Origin of the sequence: Pseudomonas sp. 10C3, from assembly GCF_036346185.1 — a bacterium.
In the GTDB taxonomy this organism is placed as follows: domain Bacteria; phylum Pseudomonadota; class Gammaproteobacteria; order Pseudomonadales; family Pseudomonadaceae; genus Aquipseudomonas.
In genome coordinates this window covers 63328-84295 of sequence record NZ_JASJVE010000013.1, presented here as the reverse complement: position 1 = coordinate 84295, position 20968 = coordinate 63328, and the positions used below count along the sequence as shown (strand labels likewise).

At 56.9% G+C, this 20968-nt stretch carries 13 protein-coding genes; all 13 read left to right on the top strand.

Annotated elements, in window-relative coordinates; genetic code table 11:
- Positions 1-29 precede the first annotated feature (29 nt).
- The 13 genes from QN399_RS14280 (at position 30) to hemN (ending at position 20890) form a co-directional block, all read left to right on the top strand.
- Positions 30-2663: a type VI secretion system tip protein TssI/VgrG gene (locus QN399_RS14280; RefSeq protein ID WP_330201077.1), complete on the top strand. Its 2634-nt coding sequence runs from the start codon at positions 30-32 to the stop codon at positions 2661-2663.
- A gap of 33 nt (positions 2664-2696) precedes the next feature.
- Positions 2697-5306, top strand: coding sequence for a DUF2169 domain-containing protein (locus QN399_RS14275; protein ID WP_330201076.1), 2610 nt, complete (start codon positions 2697-2699; stop codon positions 5304-5306).
- Positions 5299-6249, top strand: coding sequence for a pentapeptide repeat-containing protein (locus QN399_RS14270; protein WP_322178837.1), 951 nt, complete (start codon positions 5299-5301; stop codon positions 6247-6249). Before QN399_RS14275 ends, QN399_RS14270 begins: the two co-directional genes overlap by 8 nt.
- A gap of 9 nt (positions 6250-6258) precedes the next feature.
- The gene (locus QN399_RS14265) at positions 6259-6906 is read left to right on the top strand and encodes a DUF3540 domain-containing protein (protein ID WP_322178838.1); all 648 of its coding nucleotides are present in this window, start codon (positions 6259-6261) and stop codon (positions 6904-6906) included.
- Between the two features lie 13 nt (positions 6907-6919).
- Positions 6920-7327 carry a DUF4150 domain-containing protein gene (locus tag QN399_RS14260; protein ID WP_322178839.1) on the top strand — a complete coding sequence of 136 codons (408 nt, stop codon included), beginning with the start codon at positions 6920-6922 and terminating at the stop codon, positions 7325-7327.
- Positions 7328-7481: 154 nt separating this feature from the next.
- Positions 7482-8099, top strand: coding sequence for a type VI secretion system lipoprotein TssJ (tssJ, locus tag QN399_RS14255; protein ID WP_322178840.1), 618 nt, complete (start codon positions 7482-7484; stop codon positions 8097-8099).
- Between the two features lie 63 nt (positions 8100-8162).
- Positions 8163-9545 carry a type VI secretion system baseplate subunit TssK gene (gene tssK / locus QN399_RS14250; protein ID WP_322216789.1) on the top strand — a complete coding sequence of 461 codons (1383 nt, stop codon included), beginning with the start codon at positions 8163-8165 and terminating at the stop codon, positions 9543-9545.
- Positions 9542-10210, top strand: a complete 669-nt coding sequence (locus tag QN399_RS14245) for a DotU family type IV/VI secretion system protein (RefSeq protein WP_322216786.1) — start codon at positions 9542-9544, stop codon at positions 10208-10210. The genes tssK and QN399_RS14245 overlap by 4 nt, the downstream gene beginning before the upstream one ends.
- On the top strand, positions 10210-14154 hold the full coding sequence (locus tag QN399_RS14240) for a type VI secretion protein IcmF/TssM N-terminal domain-containing protein (RefSeq protein WP_330201075.1): 3945 nt from the start codon (positions 10210-10212) through the stop codon (positions 14152-14154). Before QN399_RS14245 ends, QN399_RS14240 begins: the two co-directional genes overlap by 1 nt.
- Positions 14151-17336, top strand: coding sequence for a response regulator (locus QN399_RS14235; RefSeq protein ID WP_330201074.1), 3186 nt, complete (start codon positions 14151-14153; stop codon positions 17334-17336). The genes QN399_RS14240 and QN399_RS14235 overlap by 4 nt, the downstream gene beginning before the upstream one ends.
- The gene (locus tag QN399_RS14230; protein WP_330201073.1) at positions 17329-17976 is read left to right on the top strand and encodes a two component system response regulator; all 648 of its coding nucleotides are present in this window, start codon (positions 17329-17331) and stop codon (positions 17974-17976) included. Before QN399_RS14235 ends, QN399_RS14230 begins: the two co-directional genes overlap by 8 nt.
- A 156-nt stretch (positions 17977-18132) precedes the next feature.
- Positions 18133-19479, top strand: a complete 1347-nt coding sequence (locus QN399_RS14225) for a coproporphyrinogen III oxidase (RefSeq protein ID WP_330201072.1) — start codon at positions 18133-18135, stop codon at positions 19477-19479.
- A 22-nt stretch (positions 19480-19501) separates the two neighbouring features.
- Entirely contained in the window at positions 19502-20890 is a 1389-nt protein-coding gene (gene hemN, locus QN399_RS14220) for an oxygen-independent coproporphyrinogen III oxidase (RefSeq protein ID WP_330201071.1), read from the top strand.
- Positions 20891-20968: the final 78 nt, after the last annotated feature.

Below are 20968 nucleotides of genomic sequence, written 5' to 3'. Positions count from 1 at the left end.
TTTACCTACTGAAGAACAAGGATTGATTGATGGCTCTCAATGATCACGCGCTCTGTACTTTCGCCAGCCTTGCACCCTCGCTGTTGCTAGAAACGTTGTGGGTGCAGCAGTGGCAGGGCGAGGAAAAGCTCTCTCAGCCGTATCGTTTCGAGGTTCGGCTGGCCACGATCAATCCCTTGTTCGATGACGAAGCGCTACTTGGCAACCGAGCGGTATTGACCCTGAGTGATGCATTGGGTTTGCCGCACCCCTATCAGGGCATGGTAACGGAGGTCGATTATCTCGACGCCGATTCCCTTTATTACTACTACCGTGTGGTGCTGGAACCGCGCTTTGTGCAGTTGCGTCATTTCCGCTTTTCCGAAATCTGGCTGGACAAAAGCCTGCCGGAACTGATTCGCGACGTGCTCAAGCTGGCTGATCTGAATGTCGAAGGGCCGGGTATCAACGGTTTGCCCGGTTCGGCTTATGACTTCGATATCCGCCTGCCTCTGGCTGATGATCCGCTGACACAGGCGACTTTTACCTGCCAGTTCGAAGAAACGAGTTTCGCCTTTATTTCACGTCTTCTTGAATATTTCGGTGTGTATTACTTCTTTGAACAAGGGCCTGACGGAGAGGCGCTGGTGCTGTGTGGCGACAGGCTTTACCAGCCGCAACTCCCCAGTCTTCTGACCTATCGTCGTCAAGATTCGGAACTGGATGTAGGCCGGGTCCTGGCGGTAGCCCGTAGCTTCGAGCGCAAGCTGGTCCGGCAAGCGGCGGGAGTCACGCTACAGGACTTTTCCGCGACCAACGCGCAGTTGAAGTTAGAGGTCAACGCCTCGGTGGCAAGTGCCAGCCTTGGGGCAGATGCCTCACTCGAACAACGCACGGCGGTATCGAGTTCGCCTGTATTTATCGGCGGGCAAGGGCTATATGGCGAGCACTTCGGTTCCCTCGAACAGGGGCAATGGTTGGCCAATCGACGCGCCCAGGCCATCGGTTGTCGTCAACGGGAGTTTCATGGCGCCGGTCGAGCCACGGGGTTGCGCGCAGGCTATCCTATGCTGTTAGTGGGCCATCCGCGTCCGATGTTCAATGCCGGTTATCAAGTTATTGAAGTTCACCATGAGGGTTATCAGCCGTTGCCGGGCCTGGGCTCGGAGGGTGAAGGTCCGGGGCAGGGCATCAACACCCGTTTTATCGCCTTGCCCGGCGATGTGCAATTCCGTGCACTCTGTGTCACGCCCCGGCCTTATGTGCAGGGTGTGCTCAGTGCGGTAGTGGATGGTGATGAAGACACCGGTCGCCCACTGCTTAACGGTAAGGGTTGCTACAAAGTCAGCTTTCCGTTTATTCGCGGCGCAAAGAACGCCAACCGTGGCTCGGCCTGGTTGCGCATGGCGACGATATCCAATGGATCAAGTCATGGCATGGCATTTCCGTTATTAAAGGGCACGGAAGTGCTGGTGTCTTTCCTGGGGGGGGACCCTGATCGGCCCGTTATCACCGGCAGCGTACCCAACTCGGAAAACCCAGCGCGAGTCACGATGGCCAATGCGACACAAAGTGGCATTAACACACCGGGTGGTCATTATCTGGCGATGGAAGACAGTGCATCAGGGCCGATGATGAGTATGGGAGCCCCCATCGGCAATACTAAATTGACCCTGGGTGAGGGCAATGTCAGCGGTGCTCATCTGCAAACCGATAATCATATGCGGTTGGCATCCAACTCGTACAAGCACGAAGTCTCCGACATGTACTCTCATAGCATGGGAGGCGGATTCAGCGTTTCGTCAAATGGCTCGCAAAGTAAGCAGAGTGACGCCCCTCCCGCGACTGATTCCACATCCACATCCACATCCACATCCACGAAGCCGGCGGCATCAGCAAAATCGCATGACGTCTTTCCTGCTTTTTCGCACACCGGGAGATTCCAGGATTATCAGATCGCACCGACTGCGACGTTTACGCCGTCTTGGTCAATAAAAATGGAGGCGACGCTGGAGCAGACCTCTGCGTCGATAGGTTTGCTGAAGCAAAGCTTGAGTGTCATGGGATGGGAGGTTGCCGTCAGTATTGCCGGACCCAAAACGACATACACGCTACATCCGGGAGTAAAAAAGTTTAAACATGGATGTGAAGAGTTACTTGCGGCGAGGGCGGAAAAAGTGCTCAACGCTCAGAAATCCCACGTCAATGAAGCGAAGTTATCAGTGAATTCTACGGTAACGACAGGTACCCACGTTCATAACACAACGGCCTTGGTCACTTTTAGCTGCGGGCCGCACAGTATTTCGTTAACACCGTCCGGGATATCCATTAACTCAGCGATTCCGGTTTCTATTAATGCCGATGTCAATATCAATGGCAGTCTTGTTGTTTCCAATACGGGTATTTTCAAAAACTGCACGACGGAGCTTCTCAAGGTGGGCAAGTCGATAAGCGCTACACAGATCGCATGTTTATCGTTCAAAAGCCTGACCTCCAAACAAGGTGTTCCGTTTGTTCCGAGTGTAGTGGTAGAGGAAGTTGCGATGATAGCGGCCATGAAAGCCGCTGGTCTTGTGCAAAAAGCAACAGAGGCGGCGGCCAAAACAATTAATGCGGCCGCAGCGGCTGAAAATAACGCGGCCCAGATTGTTCGGGCGTTGGCAGCGATAACTCCAGCTCCCTGACCGTGCGGCATTCATTCTCCGAGGACGCCGTATATGAACTATAAGCTGGATGAGCATTGTCTTTTGTTGACCGCCCGCTACCAGGCTCTGAAGGTGCCGTATCTGGTAGCCACTGTTTGCATCTTGATTGATGCCAGCGGAAACCCGTTATCTACCGAGGCTTGTGTTGAGTGGATCAACTCACGATTTTCAGGTAAACCTTTTGATCATGGATTAAAAAAAAGCGTCGGCACTTTTGCCGTTCATGGGCTTGCTTTTTCGCTTAACGAAAAGCAACGCGATGGTATGGCTGTCCGCGTTCGAATAGGGTCTTGCGACAAAACCCTTCACGTTTTCCCTTCTCGAGTGTGGAGGCGCGAATTGACGGGCTGGAGTGGCGTTGCGACGGCTCGGCTTGATGCTGTCGCGCTGGATTTTGAACACGCATTCGGGGGCGCTGGTTTCTCAGATAATCCTGATGGAGTGGGTTACGTAGACGAACCGGATCGGATTGCCGGTAGCGCGCTGGCCCAAATCGAATATCCTTTACCAGGACTTCGAAGCCCTCTAGAGCGTCTACCGCTGGCCAGTTTTCTGCCGCTACCGCCTCAATGCTCAGAACGCCGTTCATTCATCGGGACGGTTGATGAGCGGTGGCAGGCTGACGGTGCTCCATGGTTGCCGGCGGATACCGACGTGCGCTGGTTCAACGAAGTCGCTGAGGATCAATGCCACAATCAATACTGGCGAGGGGATGAGGCATGGTCGGTGATTGGTATGCACGCCCGATTTCCAGAATTGACGGGGACGCTGCCCGGGCTAAGGCCCCGGTTGTTTGTCGAGCATGCGGACTCGGCGCTGAATATTACTGAGGTATTACTCGACCTGGACACCGTCTGGCTGTTTCCAAACGAGGAATATCAGTTGCTGCTGTACCGAGCACAATTGCCGCTTCACGAAACCGATGCGCAAGACATCGCAGCGTTGGGTGTGGGATGTGAGCGGCGCAACGATCCGATTCTGAGTAAGGAAGAATGGGTCGACAAACTGTGGCCACAAGCCGAGGTCGAACCCCTCCAGGCAGCAATGGTTTCACTGCCAGTTGATGACGAAGTTATCTTGAGCGCACTTGAGGCGGATGCAAATATAATTTATGCAGAAGTCGCTAATATGCATCAACAAGGCATCGAGTCAGCAAAGAAAATTGCCAGTCGTTTGGGGCATCCATTTGACCCGTCACAGTATCCGCCTCCGGCTCGCCCTGGTTTTGCCGCCGCCATAAGGCGAGGCGAGATAGCGCCGGTCCCGATTTTCGATGCGGTCGCACTTGAGGCTGATCTTCGCGCATCGGTCGCAGCAGAGCTCGAACGGGCGCACCTTTATGTTGAGCAAATCGCCAAGCGCATGAACCGTAGCGCTGAATCGATTTATGGTCAGGCAGCTTCTGCTGATAGCACAGCTGCGGGCCAACAATTTAATGCGTTCTCGATGGTTTCTCGACTGCCCCTGTCGACCGCTAAAAAGGCTGAATATCAAGCCAAAATTGAAGAAGGGCTTACCCAAGCCAAATCGGTGGAAGCTGAAATCACTCGTGCAATCGCTGAAATGACCTCGCAACTAACTGGGGGAACTGAGTATTTGCCTGAGGTTCTATCGACCTTACCTGCTGTTAGTTGGACTCGCGAGCTTTTGGAGGCCGCTCACTCGGCCTCACAATCGTTGATCGGACAGCGCTTTCTGGATATTGATCTTTCTGGCGTCGACATGAGCGGTGCAGTTTTGAGCGGCGTGTATTTTGAACGTTGCCAACTCAAGGATGCAAAGCTGAACGGTGCCGCGATGAATGATGGAGTATTCATCGATTGTGATCTAACCCGGGTCAATATGTGCGAAGCACACCTGAAAGGTGCGTTCTTCCAACATTGCAATATTGACGACGCGAAGTTCAGTGGCGCGAGGATTAGTGAACTTTACGCCACCGGATGCAGCCTCCTGCGAACACAATTTACAGCGGCCATCCTGCCTCAAGCACAGTTCGTCGACTGTGCATTGGACAACGCCGACTTCACCCGTGCCGGACTGGCCGGTGCAAGCTTTCACACCTGCACGCTGACGGCGGTGAGTGCCGTTGAAGCCGACCTGTCAAAATCCAGCCTGCATGCCTGCGCGGTGGACTGTTTGCAGGTTTCTGGCGCCGATCTTGAGCAAGCGTCCTGGTCGCAAGTGACCGGCACTGCAGTGGATGCCAAAGCCGTGAAGGCAGCTAATTTTCGCCTTGATCAAAGTTGCCAGTTGTCCGGTATCTGCCTGGATGCTGCGCAATTACAGCGGGCCAGTTTTCAAGGCGTGAATCTACGGGGGGCCAGTTTAAAAGGCACGACTCTGAAGAAGGCGCTTATCAGTCGCTGCGATCTGCGAGACAGCGACGGTTACCACCTGAACGCGGTACAGGCTGACTTCACCGGCAGTGATCTCAGGCAGGTCCGTTGGCAAGGAGCAAATCTGATGGAGGCGCGGTTACGTAAAGTGCAACTGGACGCAGCGGACCTGACCGGTAGCAATCTATTCGGTGTCGTGACCGAAGCGGTCCGTGGCAAGGACGTTGTACTGGATCGAGTTCTGCTAGGGCGGTGTCGTCTGAAAGAGGATCTCGCCCATGTCTAAGCAAACATTGACAGCTGACCAGTTGCAAATGCTGGTCGCGGATCATGAACCGTTAGTGGGCCTTGATCTGGAAGGCGGAAACTACCGCGCAATTGATCTTCGCAATGCCCGTTTTGAGCGGGTCAATGCGCGTGGGGCCATCTTTTCCCAGGCGCATCTTGACGGCTGTTCGTGGATATCCAGCGAATTGTCCGCAGCGCAATTCGACGACTGTACGTTTACGGACTCAATGCTGACCGATTGCACGTTAAACGGGGCGAGCCTGCTAGGTGCCCGACTGGATCATGGTCTATGGCTGCGCTGCTGTGGCAATGACTTGGATTTGCGCAAGACCAGAATCAAGGGGCTGTCGGTGATCGAGAGCGTATTTGCCCGCGCGCGTTTCAACGAGGCAACCATGGAGTCCAGTCAGTGGGACACGTGCACCCTGACTGATCTGCAAACCGCTCAAACTCGCTGGTCACAGACACGCTTTATCAATTGTCTGCTGGAGCGGGCGCGTTTCGCCGCAATTGTCCTCCATCAATGCGCCTTTGATCGTTCGACGCTGACGGATGCGGATTTCACGGGGTGCGATGCCCAGTCAGCGTCTTTCTACCAGAGCCAGGGTCAACGAGTGGTGTTCAAAGGCGCACGCCTGGACAAAGCTATTTTTTCCAATGCGCAGATGTCAGGTGCCGATTTCACTGAGGCCAGTCTGAACATGGCGTGTCTCAATAACGCCGATTTATCCGATGCAATGTTGTCCAGGGCTTCGCTTGAGTATGCGCTGTGCGAGGAGCTTCATGCGCCGAAGGCAAGCTTCATCGACGCCAACCTCAACGGTGCCGACTTTCACGGCGCCGACCTCGCCCATTGTGACTGGCGCGGTGCCAACTTAGACGCCATCCGTCCCGAAGACAGCGAGCGCCTGGCGGCGCAACACTGGCTACCAACCCTATAGGAACCAGCGATGCAAGAAGCCCTGAACTTTATCGACACCCCTGCTGTGTTGCGCCATGCACAGATCAATGCGGTCAGCGGCGAACGTTTTGGCGTCGTCAGCACTCAAGGCTATCGCTACTGGTTGAAACCGGCCATGGGTTGCCTGCTTCAGCCTGCCGTCGGCGACACGGTGCTTATTACTCTGGCGGGGGAGGACGGCTACATCCTTAGCGTTCTGGAGCGCACTCAACTGCAACCTGCTCAACTGCGTGTAGAGGGTGACGTGCATTTCAACCTGCCCAGCGGCGCATTGAGCATTGAAGCCCGAGACGGCCTTTCGCTGGATACGGGCCCCATGCTTGCACTGCGTGCCGATCAGGCGGTGGCGCATTTCGCTGAGGCTCAAGTCGGCGTCACGACGCTCAGCGTCACTGGAGAGCGTTCTGACCACTATTGGAGCGAGCGCAACGACAGCGCAATCAGGCATTGCGAAAAAGCTGTGCGACATACCGCTAGCTACATTCAGAGCCGCCGTGAAGTCGAAGGTCATGAGGAACTGACCTCGGGGTCGCTTCGCCAGCGAGTCGACAAAGACTGGAGCCTGCGCGGCGAGACGCTTGATTTGTTTGGCGAAGTCACCGTTGCCGTAAGCGGCGAACGAATCAAACTGGGCTGAAAAGGACGTAGCTATGTACATGCTCAACAATGGCGGAGCGACCGCAAATTCCACGGTGCCTGACATCTGCAAAACGCCTACGCCTGCGGGGCCGATGCCAATGCCTTATCCCAATACGGCTGATACATCCATGGCTGATCCAGGCGGGTTGGTAATGGCGGTTTTGGTCTGTGGTTTGCCTGCAATGAATCTCATGAGCAAGGTCTTGTTGAGCAATGGCGATCAGGCTGGCGCGGCGGGGGGCGTGGTGAGCGGCAAAATAATGGGCTCGATGGCGTTTATTGATGGCAGCGCCACGGTCATGGTTGGTGGCATGCCCGCCGTGCGGCTCACCTCTCAGACAGCTCACAACGGAACCCCGCCCAACACCATGGGCATGGTCTCTGCGCCAAGCCAGACCGTGGTCATGGTCATGTCCTGAGTCAATCACCTTGAAGTAACAGTCGCCCTGATGGCGAATGGATAAAATTGGGTTAGAGGAGTGGTGTGATGAACATGCTTAAAAGTGGAGGGGTGACGACCCGCTTCACTGCTTTCAATAGGTGCAAAGCGCCGACACAAGCACTGGTGCTCGAATGATTAAGGTATTCGCGATACTGCTCACACTCTGTCTGCTGCTCACCGCCTGCAGCAGCCAGGAACTCACCCCCGAGCAAAAGGCCCTCACCGAACTCAAATGGGACTACACCGAGAATGCCATCGAGCTGAGCTTTACCGCCGATAACGACCTCAATCAGTACGACGGCCAGGCGCATAACCTGTTGGTGGTGGTCACGCAGTTCGATCAGATCAGTGCGTTTTCGGCCTACACCGGCAGTTCCCAGCAATTGAGCAGTCTGTTGCTGATGAACAGCGCGCCGACCGGAATGATCGGCCTCACGCGGCTGTTCATCGAGCCGGGTCAGAGCAAGCAGTTGAGTCTGCCTCGGCTCGAGGGCGCGAAGATGGTCGGCATCTCGGCAGGCTACGCCCACCTGGACCCGATGCGCAGCGCCAAGCTGTATCAGATCGGCGTCGACGTTACTTCCACTGGTTTCTTCAGCAAAACCTGGACCGCCACGCCGCGCCCCATCGCCATTGACCTGCTCGTAGGGTCCGAGGCTCTGCTGCGTGGCAAGGAAAGTCGTCTTGCGCTGCCCAAGCCTGTGCAACCCAGAGAAGGCGAGGTGCGCCTGCCGGGCGCACAGGACTGACTTTTTTATCGTGAGCGTTGCAGTCGCCACTTTTTTTCAATCTTTTGCCCGAACGCGAGCCCTATGAATATCGATCAGTTGTTGTATTGGCACCAGGGCTTGTTTCTCCAGCCTCAGCATTTTCAACAGAACGATGCCCGTATCGAGCATCGTCTGACCCGCACCACGGAGTTGAACCATCCTTACCCGTGGGGCTTGATCTCCCTGAAGATCAACGAATCTGCATTGGTTGCCAAACAGTGCCTGCTGGATCAATTGTCGGTGCGCTTCCCCGAAGGCACGTTGGCTGAGTATCCAGGTAATGCGGTGCTGGAGTCGCGTACCCTGGACTTGGGCGACTTCAGTGGCGGCCGCACGCTGTTTGTGGGTCTGCGCCGCTTACTGCCAGGCGATGCCAACGCGCAAGTGTTCGAGACACTGTCCGACGGTTCTCGGGCGGAAGCGCGCTTTGTCGTGGCCGCTGACCCGGAAGTGATCGGTGACCGTCTCGGCAATTCCCCGGAAGCGCGGGTGCGCCCAATGTCTTACGTGTTGCGGCTGTTCTGGGAAGACGAGCTGGAGCATCTGAGCGCGTATGAATTGTTGCCGATTGCCCGTCTTGACCTCGACGGCGACCGCGTGCGACCTGCGCAGCGCTATGTGCCGCCGTCGGTCAACCTGGCAGCGTCACCGATGTTGCTGCAAACCCTGCGCGAAGTTCGCGACGAATTGGTCGGCCGGGCGCGACAGCTGTCGGTGTACAAGCAGCCGGGTGAATCGCGTCGGGGCGATTTCGACGGTGCTCAGGTCAACCATCTGATGGCCCTGGCGGTACTGAACCGTTATGGCCCATTGCTGACCCACATGCTGGAAACGCCGCAGGTTTCGCCGTGGCAGCTTTACGGCACCCTGCGCCAGTTGGTCGGTGAGTTGAGCCTGTTTTCCGACGTCTGCGACATGCTCGGTGAAACCCCTGATGGCCGCTTGCTGGTGCCGCCTTACAAGCATGAAGAGGCCGGGGTCGCGACCATTGCCCTGGTGGCCCTGATCGGCCAGCAACTCAATGAAATAAGTATCGGCTCCGAGTTGCTTGTGCGCCTGCAATTGCAGGAAGGTCTCTATCAAGCCGAGTTGCCGGACGCCTTTTTCGGCCCGCGTCATCGTTATTTCCTGGTGGCTCGCAGCGCGGTCGACCCTGTGTGGCTGGCCGAGGGCTTACCGCTGGATGGCAAGCTGGGGGCGGTCAGCGTCATGGAAGGGTTGGTCAATCGCGCGTTACCCGGTATTGAACTGATCTACCTCCAGGTGCCCCCACAAGGTCTGCCGAGGGTAGCGGGGGCATTGTACTTCCGCCTGGAGACACTCAGTGATGGCTGGGAAGCGCTGCAGCACGAGCGTCAGGCTGCGTTTTTCCTGCCCCAGCCGCCGGCTGACTTGATCATCGATCTGGTGGTGGTGCGTACATGATCAATCCCCGCCTGGCTGAATGCTGGATGTCGATATTTGACGCTGCCAAAAGTGGCGTCATCGATCCTGCGCAATCCTACGAAACCCTCGCGCCGGGGCTGATCGTGCTGCTCGACGCCGCTGCCAATCGTGCCCGCGAATTGCACTTTACCGAGGCTGATGTGCGCGAGGCACTGTTCGCTGTGGTGGCCTGGGTCGACGAAACAGCCATGTCTCGTGATTGGCCAGGCGCTGCACAATGGCGTCGTGCGCCGTTGCAACGTCATTACTTTTCAACCAGTCGTGCCGGCGTTGAGTTCTTTCAGCGCCTGGAGGCGTTGCCCGAAGCGGCGGTGGGTGCCCGTGAGGTTTTTGGTCTGGCGTTGTTGAGCGGCTTTCAGGGCCGCTACGCGACACGTCCGGGTGGCGAGCTGGCTCAGTACCGCCGGTTGTGCCTGGAACGGATCATCCTCGATAACAAAATGGTGCCGCTGGATGCCACCAGCCACCTCTTTGAACAACCCGAAGACCAGCTACCGAAACGGGTTCGTGTGGTACGCCGTGGCTTGCCCGGTATTTCGCTGCTTCTGCTGATTGGGATTCCCTTGATTGTGTTGACCGTGCTTTACATCAGTTTCGACCTCTCGCTGGGTCGACAAGTCAGCCAATTGCTGGAGATGCGCTGATGTTGAAGAAAGCGGGGGTCTTGTTGCTCTGGGTGTTGCTGCTGGCAAGTTTTGCGTTGGTGCTTTGGGGGCTGGCACTCTATGAGGATTGGCCGCTGTGGTACGTGCCGGCCATTTTTATCGGGACCATTCTGTTGGCGCTGGTCGCCCGTTGGATCGGGCGACGCTGGTACGCCTGGCGCTTGCGTGCGCGAATGAAAAGCGAGTTGCCACAGAGTCGTCGCGATGAGGCTCCCAACCTGGATCAGGACTGGAACAGCGGTGTGCGCATGCTGCGCCATTCGCGTCTGAGTCGACTGGGTTCACCGCTGTACGTGCTGCCCTGGTTCCTGATGCTGGGTGAGAGTGGCAGTGGCAAAAGCAGCGTGTTGGTCAACAGTGGATTGACTTCGGCATTGCGCTCGACCAGTCGTGGCAAGCAGGCAATGCCTACTGGAACGCTCGACTGGTGGTTCCTCGAACGGGGTGTGATCATCGATCCTGCAGGCCGCTTGGCTGAAGGGAATAGCGACGCTGGCCCGGAATGGCGGCGTTTGCTTTACTGGCTGCTGCGTTCGCGGCGTCGCGAGCCGCTCAACGGTGTGTTGCTGGTGATCGACAGCAAACGCCTGTTGACCGATTCTGATGAGCGTTTGGCCGAACAGGGACACAATCTGCGTCGCCGTCTGGATGACTTGGTGAAGGTTTTCGGTGCCAGGCTACCGGTGTATTTCATCATTACGGGTGCCGAAGCCGTGCCTGGTTTCGCCCAGTGGGGTGCCGCATTGACACCGCCACAGCGTGAGCAACCCTTTGGTTTGCTCAGCCAGCACCGTGCTGGCGGGGCGGGCGCGTTTCTCGATGAAATGTTTGGCGGACTTGGCCAGCGGTTGTTCGATCTACGCATAGAACTGGGCGTGCGCGGCGTGCCTGACCCAGATGCTTTTAGCCTGCCGGAACGCATCGGCGATTTGCGGCCGCGTCTAGAAAAGCTTTTGTTGCCGGCCTTTGACGCTAATCCCTACAGCGAGCCGCCTCTGCTGTGCGGGCTATTCCTTACCGGTCAAGGGCTGGATGCCGACGCTCAGCATGAAGGCTGGTTCAGCCATGATCTGCTGGGGCAACTGTTGCCAGGGCAACGTTATGCTTATCAGTCCATCGATAGCTGGCATCGTTGGCGGCGTCTGCTTGCTCATGCCGCAGTCATTGGCTGGCTGGGGCTTTGCTTCGGGTTCGGCGCATTAATGGTTTATGCCGACCGTCATACCCAGGCGGTGCTCACCGAAGCGCTTAACGAGCCTCCCGCGACTGAAGACTTTGCAGGCGGGATGGAAACCGATCTGGATGCGTTGCGCCGTTTCCGGCAGGCGCTGATCAACCTGTCTAACGAGCAACAGGGTGGCTGGCGTAGTTTGCTACCGTTCTCACGCCACATCGAGCGAGTACAGGAACACTATCGTTCTGACTACGTAAGGCTCTTCGACAGCGAAATACGCACCCCCGTATTCGATGGTTTCATTTCGCAAAACCTGCGCAACGCATTGAACAGCGGTGATCCTCGATTGATTGCCGCTTACGCAGAGTTTCTCGTGCGTCGGATCAATCTGCTCGACGCACGCCTGAATAATCAGTCCATGGACGAACTGCCGGTGCCGGGGTCGGAGGTGGGTTTTTTGAATCTGATCTACGGCTCTAAAACCCCGATCAGCGCTGGGCAACTGGTGACCCTGGGAACCAGCTATCGCTCTTATCTGGAATGGCAAACCGATATGGCGCAGATGCAGAGCCAGCGGGCTGCCTTGCTGGGCCAGCTCGAAAACATGGGGCTTGAGGGTCGTCCCTTGACGTGGCTGACGGCGTGGGCGGACTTTCAGGGCAATCTACAGCCGATCCTGCTCAGCGAATACTGGGCCGACACCGACAACCCAGGTTTGAGCCTTTCCGGGGCCTTTACCTTGCAAGGGCACAGTGCGATTCTGGGTTTTATCGATGAACTGGGTCGGGCCAGTCGCGATCAGAATGTGTGGAAGGCGCAAAGGATACGGTTTTTGGATCAGTATCAGAGCGATACCCAGGATGCCTGGTATCGCTTTATCCAGGGCAGCCTGCTGAGCGCGCAAACGCGATTGAAAACCCGTAGCGACTGGCAGCAAACCCTGAGTGTGGTCGGTACTCCCAATGATCCGTTCTTCAAGCTGCTGCACCGCAGTGCGGAGCGGTTTGCGCTGATTCCGATTGAACATCGGGCTCCATGGGCCAGTCGGGCGGTGGCGATGGATCGTCTGCTCAAACTGGCCAGTAACGACGATCTGCATGCCGATGCTGGCGCGCTGGGCAGCTTGAAAGTCACCAACGCCCTGGGCGGCGATGTGCTCAAGGGCATGGCCAGTGGAGGTTCTGTCAAAACGGGCGTGAATGTCGTGCGTGACGAGCTGACACAGGCCCGAACCCTGGCGAAATTTCAGCAGTTGATGAAAGGTGTTGTCATCGACCTGCAGAAAAGCGATGCGCAAGCTTTCCAGGTCGCGCTCGATACCTGGGGCTTTGGTGCCGATCCTGCAGTCAAATCTGCGCCGCTTTGGGATGCCGATACTATTCGTGTCGATTTGATTCAGTCACTCAAAGGTCCTGATCCGCGAGAGGATGTGGTCTGGTCGCTGCTAACGGGGCAGCTTGATTTCGCCTCGCACTACGCGTCCGAAGTGGCGGCCTGCCGTCTGCAAAGTGACTGGAGTGGGCAGTTGCTCAGCTCAATCCAGGGTGTGCGTGATCCGGTCATGCTCAATGAATTGCTTTATGGCGATCGTGGGCAGCTGCCGGTTTTCATGAATGGTTCGGTGAAAGCCTTCCTGCAGCGCGATGTACAGCGCTACAGCGGGCGTGAAGCACTGGGCGTTCAGATTCCATTGACTGGGGCTTTCTATGCGTATGTCAGTCGCATGCAACATGCCCAGAACGATCTCGTCAGTGCTCAGCGGCAAAGCCAGGCTCAACTAGCTACCGAGCAGCAAAGCAAGCAGGCTCTGGATGCCGAGCAGAAGACCCTGGCCGCGCAACGGGCCGAGCTCAAGCAGAGTATTGCGACGATGCAGGCCACCGCGGCGGTGGTTGAGCTATCCGCTACGCCGTCTCAGGTCAATATCAGCGCCCGTTCGCTGCCGCAGCAGACGCGTCTGACGATGCAGTGCAGTGGTCGTTCAACGGTACTGGATAACTTCAACTTCCCGACCAGCGCCAGTTTTGTCTGGGCGCCGGGAGCCTGTTCGGACGTCGCTCTGGAAATCAGCTTCGCCAACTTCAAGCTGACCAAACACTGGACCGGAGACCGCGCGTTCGTGGATTTCCTGCGGCTGTTCAACGGGGGGCAACACACCTTTACCGTCAATGACTTCCCGAGCCAGCGCAATGTGATGGGCAGCGAGAACTTGATCGGCATTCAGCTGACCTACCGTCAGGAGGGAGGGCAGGCTTTGCTGGACAAGTATCGCCAGGCCGATCAGTTGCAGATCCAGGTCAACGTTATCAATGAACGATTGAACAGCATCGCAGGGCAGCTCACAGCCATGGACACTCAGGCAGCAGCGATGAATGTCAGTCTGGCAGCCCAGGGTTCGCCGGTTCAGCAAAGTCTTGCGAGTATTCAGCCGCCAACGCAAATCGCCTGGTGCTGGACGCCGAGGCCGGTTGATACAGGTTTTGCAGCGGGTGAAGGCCTGCGTCTGGATATTGGGATCTATGACAACGAGAAGCGCTTGAGAAACCTTGAAGCACAATTGCGCACGCTCGGTTTCGCTACCCAACGCGAGCCGCTGCAAACGGGGGCTGGTGGGACAGGGCAGAGGCTGCTGGTGGTGTCGCTGCGCGACGATGCGGCCGCACAACGGGCTATTCGTGACATTGCTAACAAGATGGGGGTTGCTGCAAAGCTTGACAGTACTGCCTCTAGCACAGTCGGCATGCGATGAAGGGCTGGCGAAATTCTCTGGCGTTGCGCATTACCTGCGTACTGGCGCTTGTTCTGGCCTTGAGCTGGTGTGTGGCCGCCGGGCTCAGCGCCTGGCGGACTTATCAGCAGTTGCAAAGCGAGGCGCTGGATGATCTCAGTCAGCGCCTGCGCCTGCTCTCCAGCGTGGATAACGATGATTTTCGAGACGCGGAGGAGGGCGCCAAGCGGCTCATGACGCGTTGGAACAATGGCGCGGCCAAAGAGTTTGGCAGCAACATTTTTCAGCGCAGCACCATGCATTGGGTACTCAACCAGGCGCAGCAAAGCGATGCTGACAGCGCCGCCAGCATCGACATGTTGGCTCGCGCAGCCTCTGCGGCTGAAGCGTTTGGTACGGCCGGTCAGTCGATGACCGTGGATACGTTTTTCTATTTTCCAGAGGTCGGCGCGGCTTTCTCTACCGAAGTCGACATCCCTTCAGGTTTTGTGCAGGCCCGCACCGCTCATTTGCGGGAGCTGTTTGAACGTCTGACACCCGGCGGTCCCGATGTCGTCTGGGATGGGCCGAATTACGACCCACTGCTGAATCGACAGTTAATCAGTGTTGCTGTGGTATCGAGGGATACGTCAGGCAAGCCATTGTTCATGACGGGTTATGAGTTGAAGCTTGATGAACGTCTGGCGCGTATTGAGCAGTTGCTCAACGGCTACCCAAGTCTGCTTCTGGATGCACACGGTCGACGGGTTGCCGACCTTTCCGGCAAGTCGATGGACGCGGTATCTCCGGATGCGCTGAAACATCTGGTCGCGGGCTTTTCTGTCAAGACCGATTTCCCGCAGATCGGTCGTTTCGATGACGACACACCTATGGTCATCGCTCGACTGAATCAACCGAACTGGTATCTGTTGACGCTCTATCCTCAAGCGCAATTACGCGCTGGTGCGCTGGGGCTGATTCTCAGAGAAGTGCCTTTTGCGGTGATCGGTTTCATCTTGCTGACCCTCGGTTTGCTCCTGGTATTGCGTCGGGAGTTGGCTCGGCCACTGGCCCTGTTTGCCCGGGAAATTGAACTTACGCTTCGTGGTGATGATCTCTCGCGCCGTTTGCCAGTGGTTCGAGAAGACGAACTCGGGCGCTTCGCCAAGGCCTATAACGGGTTGCTCGATGCGTTGCAGGCCCAGCAAGCCGGTCTGGAAAATCTGGTCGAAGTACGCACTCACGAGCTGCAAACCGCCCGTAGAACGGCAGACCAGGCGAATCAGCTCAAAGGCCAATTCCTGGCTAACATGAGTCACGAAATTCGTACGCCGATGAACGCTGTCATTGGCATGAACCATCTATTGGCGGACACGCCGCTGGCGCCTCAGCAGCGGCATTTCGTCAAGGCTATACGCGAAAATTCCGAAGCCTTGCTGGCGTTGATCAGCGACATTCTGGATTTCTCCAAAATTGAGTCAGGTAATCTGAATATCGAGCGGATCGAGTTCGATCTGACTGAGGTGGTGGAAGAGGTCACGGAGCTATTGGCACCGCGCGCCGCTGAAAAGGGCGTGCGAATGATCTGCCAGATCGCTACCAATGTGCCGGGGCAGGTGCTGGGAGATCCGTGGCGACTGCGGCAGATTTTGCTTAACCTCTTGAGTAATGCCGTCAAATTCACGGCCTGCGGTTCGATCCAGCTGGCGGTTTGGCGGGGTGACGATGAGATGCTCGGGTTTCAGGTCGTCGACACCGGCATCGGTATTGCACCGGCGGCACAGGCTGCCGTGTTCGACGCTTTTTTGCAGGCGGATGCGTCCACCACTCGGAAGTACGGCGGCACCGGCCTTGGTTTGTCGATCAGCCAACGTCTGGCGGGGCTCATGGGCGGTGTTATCGAGTTGCAGAGTCAGCCAGGTGTGGGGTCGACATTCAGCCTGATGTTGCCATTGCCCAACTGCCCGGCCCGGGCGGCCGACGCCCCGAGGTTGTGGGGTTTACGGACCTTGGTGGTTGATGAGCACGCTGATGAGCGAGAGGCGTTGATGGGGATCCTCGGCCAGTGGCAGATGCTGTGCCAAGGGGCCGCGTCTGCTGAAGATGCATTGAAAATGATGCGTGAGCAAGCACAGCTGGGCGTCATGTTCGATCTGGTATTGGTGAATTGGCGTTTGCCTTTCATCGATGGTGTGGCGTTCGCCAGCCTATGCCGTGCTGATCCGCAGCTGGCATCCGCGCGCATCGTGCTGATGGCTTCGCATGTCGAGTCGTTGATGTCTGCCGATGAACTGCGCGCCCATGGTCTGGCAGCGTGCGTCGTCAGGCCGCTGCGTCGCCAGCATTTCTATCGGAGCTTGTGCGAGGTCCAGAGCGGCGCCACTCCGACGCTCAACGAAGCGCTCTCTCCTTTACGGACCCTTGAGCGTCATGAATACGGTCTTGATGTGTTGGTCGTCGATGATATCGCCACCAATCGGGAAATCACGCAGCTGTTCCTGGAACGTTTCGGCCATCGGGTCAGCCTTGCCCGCGACGGGGTCGAGGCCCTTGAAATACTCGCCCGCAAGGTTTTCGATGCGGTGTTGATGGACGGGCAAATGCCGCGAATGGACGGTATGGAAGCGGTCCGTCAACTGCGCTCCGGGCAGTCGGGTGCGCTGGATGAGGAGGTTTACGTCATCGCCCTGACAGCCAACGCCATGAGCGGTGATCGTGAGCGTTTTATTGAGGCCGGTGCCAATGACTACCTGGCCAAGCCGGTGCTGCCTATGCAGTTGTTCGATGCGATAACGCGCGTGATTGTGCGACAGCTGGAGCGCGGGATGGAGTTGTGCACTGTCGCACCCTCGCTGCCCCCTACAGTGACGGCATCCATTGCGCCTGCCTTATCGATGGTCGATGAACAGGATCCGTTGCGCACGCCACGCTTGCAGCGCCTGTTCATCGAAGATTGCCTGGCGCTGTTGGCTCAGCTCAATGATGCCGTAGTACGGTCCGATCATGGCGCAGTCGCGCGTATCGCTCACAGCCTCAAGGGTAGCGCCGGACAATTCGGAGAGCAGGGTCTTGAAACAAGTGCTGCTTTGATGGAACAAGCTGCCTCGCAATCAAACGTCCCGGCGATGACCGCCGCAATGCTGCAACTGGACAGACACCGTTCGATTCTTGCTGCCCGCCAGCCTGTTGCCCTTTCCGAGACTGGATATCCAAACAATGCCTGACTGCCGTTTATTGATCGTCGACGATCACGGGATGATCCGCGAAGGCTTGCGCGCCTTGCTTGCCAATGCCCCTGGAATAGTTGTGGTGGGTGAGGCGCAAGATGGTCATGAGGCCATTGCCCTGTGTCGCAGCTTGCAGCCCGATGTGGTCCTGATGGACCTGAAGATGCCACTGCTCGACGGGGTGTCGGCACTGACCCTGATTTGCAGACGCTGGCCGAAAATATTGATCATAGCCCTGACATCCGACGTCTCAGAGCACCATGCGGCTCTGGCGCTGGAAGCCGGCGCGGTCGGTTATGTACTCAAGCGCAGTCGCAGAGATGACCTGCTGCAAGCGATCACCCAGGTTCGTGCAGGGAAGATCTTTATTGATGCTGGCCTCGACGCCTCCCAGGTCATTGCTCTGCGCAATAGCGGTGAAACCGCCAGCGGCATTACACTGACCGAGCGCGAGCGCCAGGTACTCAAATTGGTCGCCGAAGGGTCCCGTAATCGCGATGTTGCCGAAATCTTGTGTATCAGTCTCAAGACCGTGGAGACCCATCGACTCAATGTCATGAAAAAGCTGGACGCACACAACGCTGCAGATATGACGCAATGGGCTTATCGGCTTGGTCTTCTTGGAGAGGGTCAATAGCGTGCGTCGGATAGAGGTGTGAGGGGGCGAATTCGCTTTGCAGCCCCGTCATCATTCTTTTCACGTTACGCAAAAGGCAGGTGCTTGATACAAATCAAGGAGCATCGACCGGTAAACCCTGACACTGGCGACCCGCAGCCAGTCTCGGAGACCGTCATGCTCGATTTATTTCACACCCCCAGCGAGCTGAACATTCGGCGCGATCACGGCGTGCTCAACCCAAACTGTCATGCTGACACTCAAAAATTTCATGGCGGTATCGGCTCTCTGGATTTGCTTCGTGCATTGCGCGGCAGTCGTCAGAAACAACGCCCGCTGTCCCTGAACGTGCAGTTACCCTCCAGCCTGAAGCCTTCGGTGTGTTCCCCGCGCGATATCGCGTGTGAGCGCAGCAGTATCGAACAGTACCTTCAACGTCTGGAGCATGAGATCGATCTGGTCGGTTGCCACCTGGGTGCCGAGCAACGGGTCGAGCAGTTTCATCTGGCCGGCGGTACACCCGCGATTGCCGATGTGCAGCGGCTGATGAGACATCTGCGCAACAGGTTCAACTTTCTCGACCATGATTGCGGCGACTACAGCATTGAGGTGGATCTTCACCATACTGACTGGGCGACTATGGGTTTGCTGCGCGATCAGGGCTTCAATCACGTCAGTATCGGTGTTCCAGACATCGGTATTGACAGTGAAATGTCAGTTGCCTGTTATCAGAACCCGGCTCCGATCCAGTCGCTTATCGATGCCGCGCGCACCTTCGGCTATCGATCCATCAATGTTGATCTCGGTTATGGTCATGCATGGCAGACGCCCGAGAGCTTCGCGCTGAAGCTGGCGACCATTATCGCGCTGGAGCCGGACAGGCTCCAGGTGTTCGACTATGCCCAGCCGCCACAACGCTATCGGCCGGTGATCGGGGACAACGTCGGAGCGCCGTGCAGCCAGGACGATAAAAGTGCGATGCGCCAGATATGTTTTGAGCAGCTGGGTGCTGCAGGCTACCACTACATCGGCTTGGGGCAATTTGTCAGGCCCGATGATGATCTGGCGATCGCTCAGGAAAGAGGCCGGTTACGCCGTAACTGTCAGGGCTTCACCAGCCACGGCTATTGCGATCACGTCGGCTTCGGGATAGGCGCCATCAGTCAGATTGATGATTTGTACGCGCAAAACACTGACGATCTGCAGCACTACCAGCGACAACTGGACCGGGGGCAGCTGACAACCTGTCGTGGCTGGCGCTGTGAGGCCGGTGATCAGGTTAGAGAAATGGTCATGGAGCGCCTGGCGTGTGACCTTGAGCTGCATATCCATGCCATCGAAACGCGTTATGGACTTATTTTTCGCCAGTACTTTTCATCCGCCTGGCCTTTGCTGGAGCAATTGAGTCGGGATGGGTTGATTGAGCTGTCAGACCGTTTTATTTGCATTCTTCCTGCTGGTCGGCCGGAAGTGGATGCCATCTGCAACCTGTTTGAAAAGGATTTGGGCGATGCAAGGCATTAACCCAACTGAGAGTTGATTGATCATGAATTCTGCGTTTGATTTCAATCGAGCCCTGGTCGAAAAGTATGACCGCCCAGGGCCGCGCTATACCTCTTATCCCACCGCGCCACAGTTTCATCAGGCGTTTGCCGTTGACGACTACCAGCGCGCTGCCCGGGACAGTAATCAGGCGGCCGTTCCCAAGTCGCTGTCGGTGTATATCCACATTCCGTTCTGCAAGAGTCTTTGCTACTACTGTGCCTGCAACAAAATCATCACCCAGAAAACTCATCGCGCCGTCGAATACCTGACGTACCTCAAACGTGAAATTGTCATGCAGGCGGCCTTGTTCGACAGCACCCGCAAACTCACGCAACTGCACCTGGGCGGTGGCACGCCGACGTATTTGACCGACGAGCAGTTGGCTGACCTGATGGACTGCCTGCATCAAGCCTTTGATATGGATGACAGTGATGATCACGAGTTCTCCATTGAAGTCGACCCGCGCACCATCAGCACCGAGCAGATTCAATCGCTGCGCCAGTTGGGCTTCAATCGCCTGAGCTTCGGCGTGCAGGACTTCGACCCCGACGTGCAAGCTGCAGTTAATCGGCAGCAAAGCGAAGAACAGATTTATGCGCTGGTCGCGGCCGCTCGTCAGGCTCGATTCAAGTCGGTCAGTGTCGACCTGATTTACGGCCTGCCGTTGCAAACCGTAAAGAGTTTCGATGTCACCCTCGGCAAGATCATCGCACTGCGTCCGGACCGGATTGCCGCCTACAGCTATGCTCATCTACCGGAACTGGTGCGCGCGCAACGGCTGATTCGCCCAGCGGACATGCCGCCACCTGAGCGCAAGCTGGAATTGCTTGAACTGACCATCCGCCGTCTGACCGAGGCCGGTTATGTCTATATCGGCATGGATCATTTTGCCTTACCGGAAGATGAGCTGGCGTTAGCCCGCGCAAACGGCACCCTGCAACGCAATTTTCAGGGCTATTCAACCCATGCCGACTGCGATTTGATCGGCCTTGGCGTATCCGCTATCGGTAAGGTCGGTGATAGCTACAGCCAGAGCGTCAAGGAGCTTTCCCAGTACTACGCGCGTCTGGATCAAGGGCTATTGCCTGTGCATCGAGGCTACAGGTTGAGCGCCGATGACATGCTGCGTCGCGAGCTGATCAGCGATCTGATGTGTCACGGCCGGATCAGTTTCGAAAAATTTGAAACGCAGCATGGCATACGCTTTACCGAGTACTTTGCCGATGCGCTGGCGCAACTGGACGAGCATGTTAGCGACGGGCTGCTGCAGATTCACGAGGATGCGTTGGTGCTATTGCCGCGAGGGCATTTGATGATGCGCAGTGCCGCTATGGCGTTTGACGCCTATCTCGGCGGCGAACAAAAAGGGCAGTTTTCACGCACCGTTTGACGGCGATCAAGTTTGCCGGCCATGTCGCTTGCCAGGTTGTCATGGGCACCCGTAGCGTGGCCCTCACACTCGCTGTTG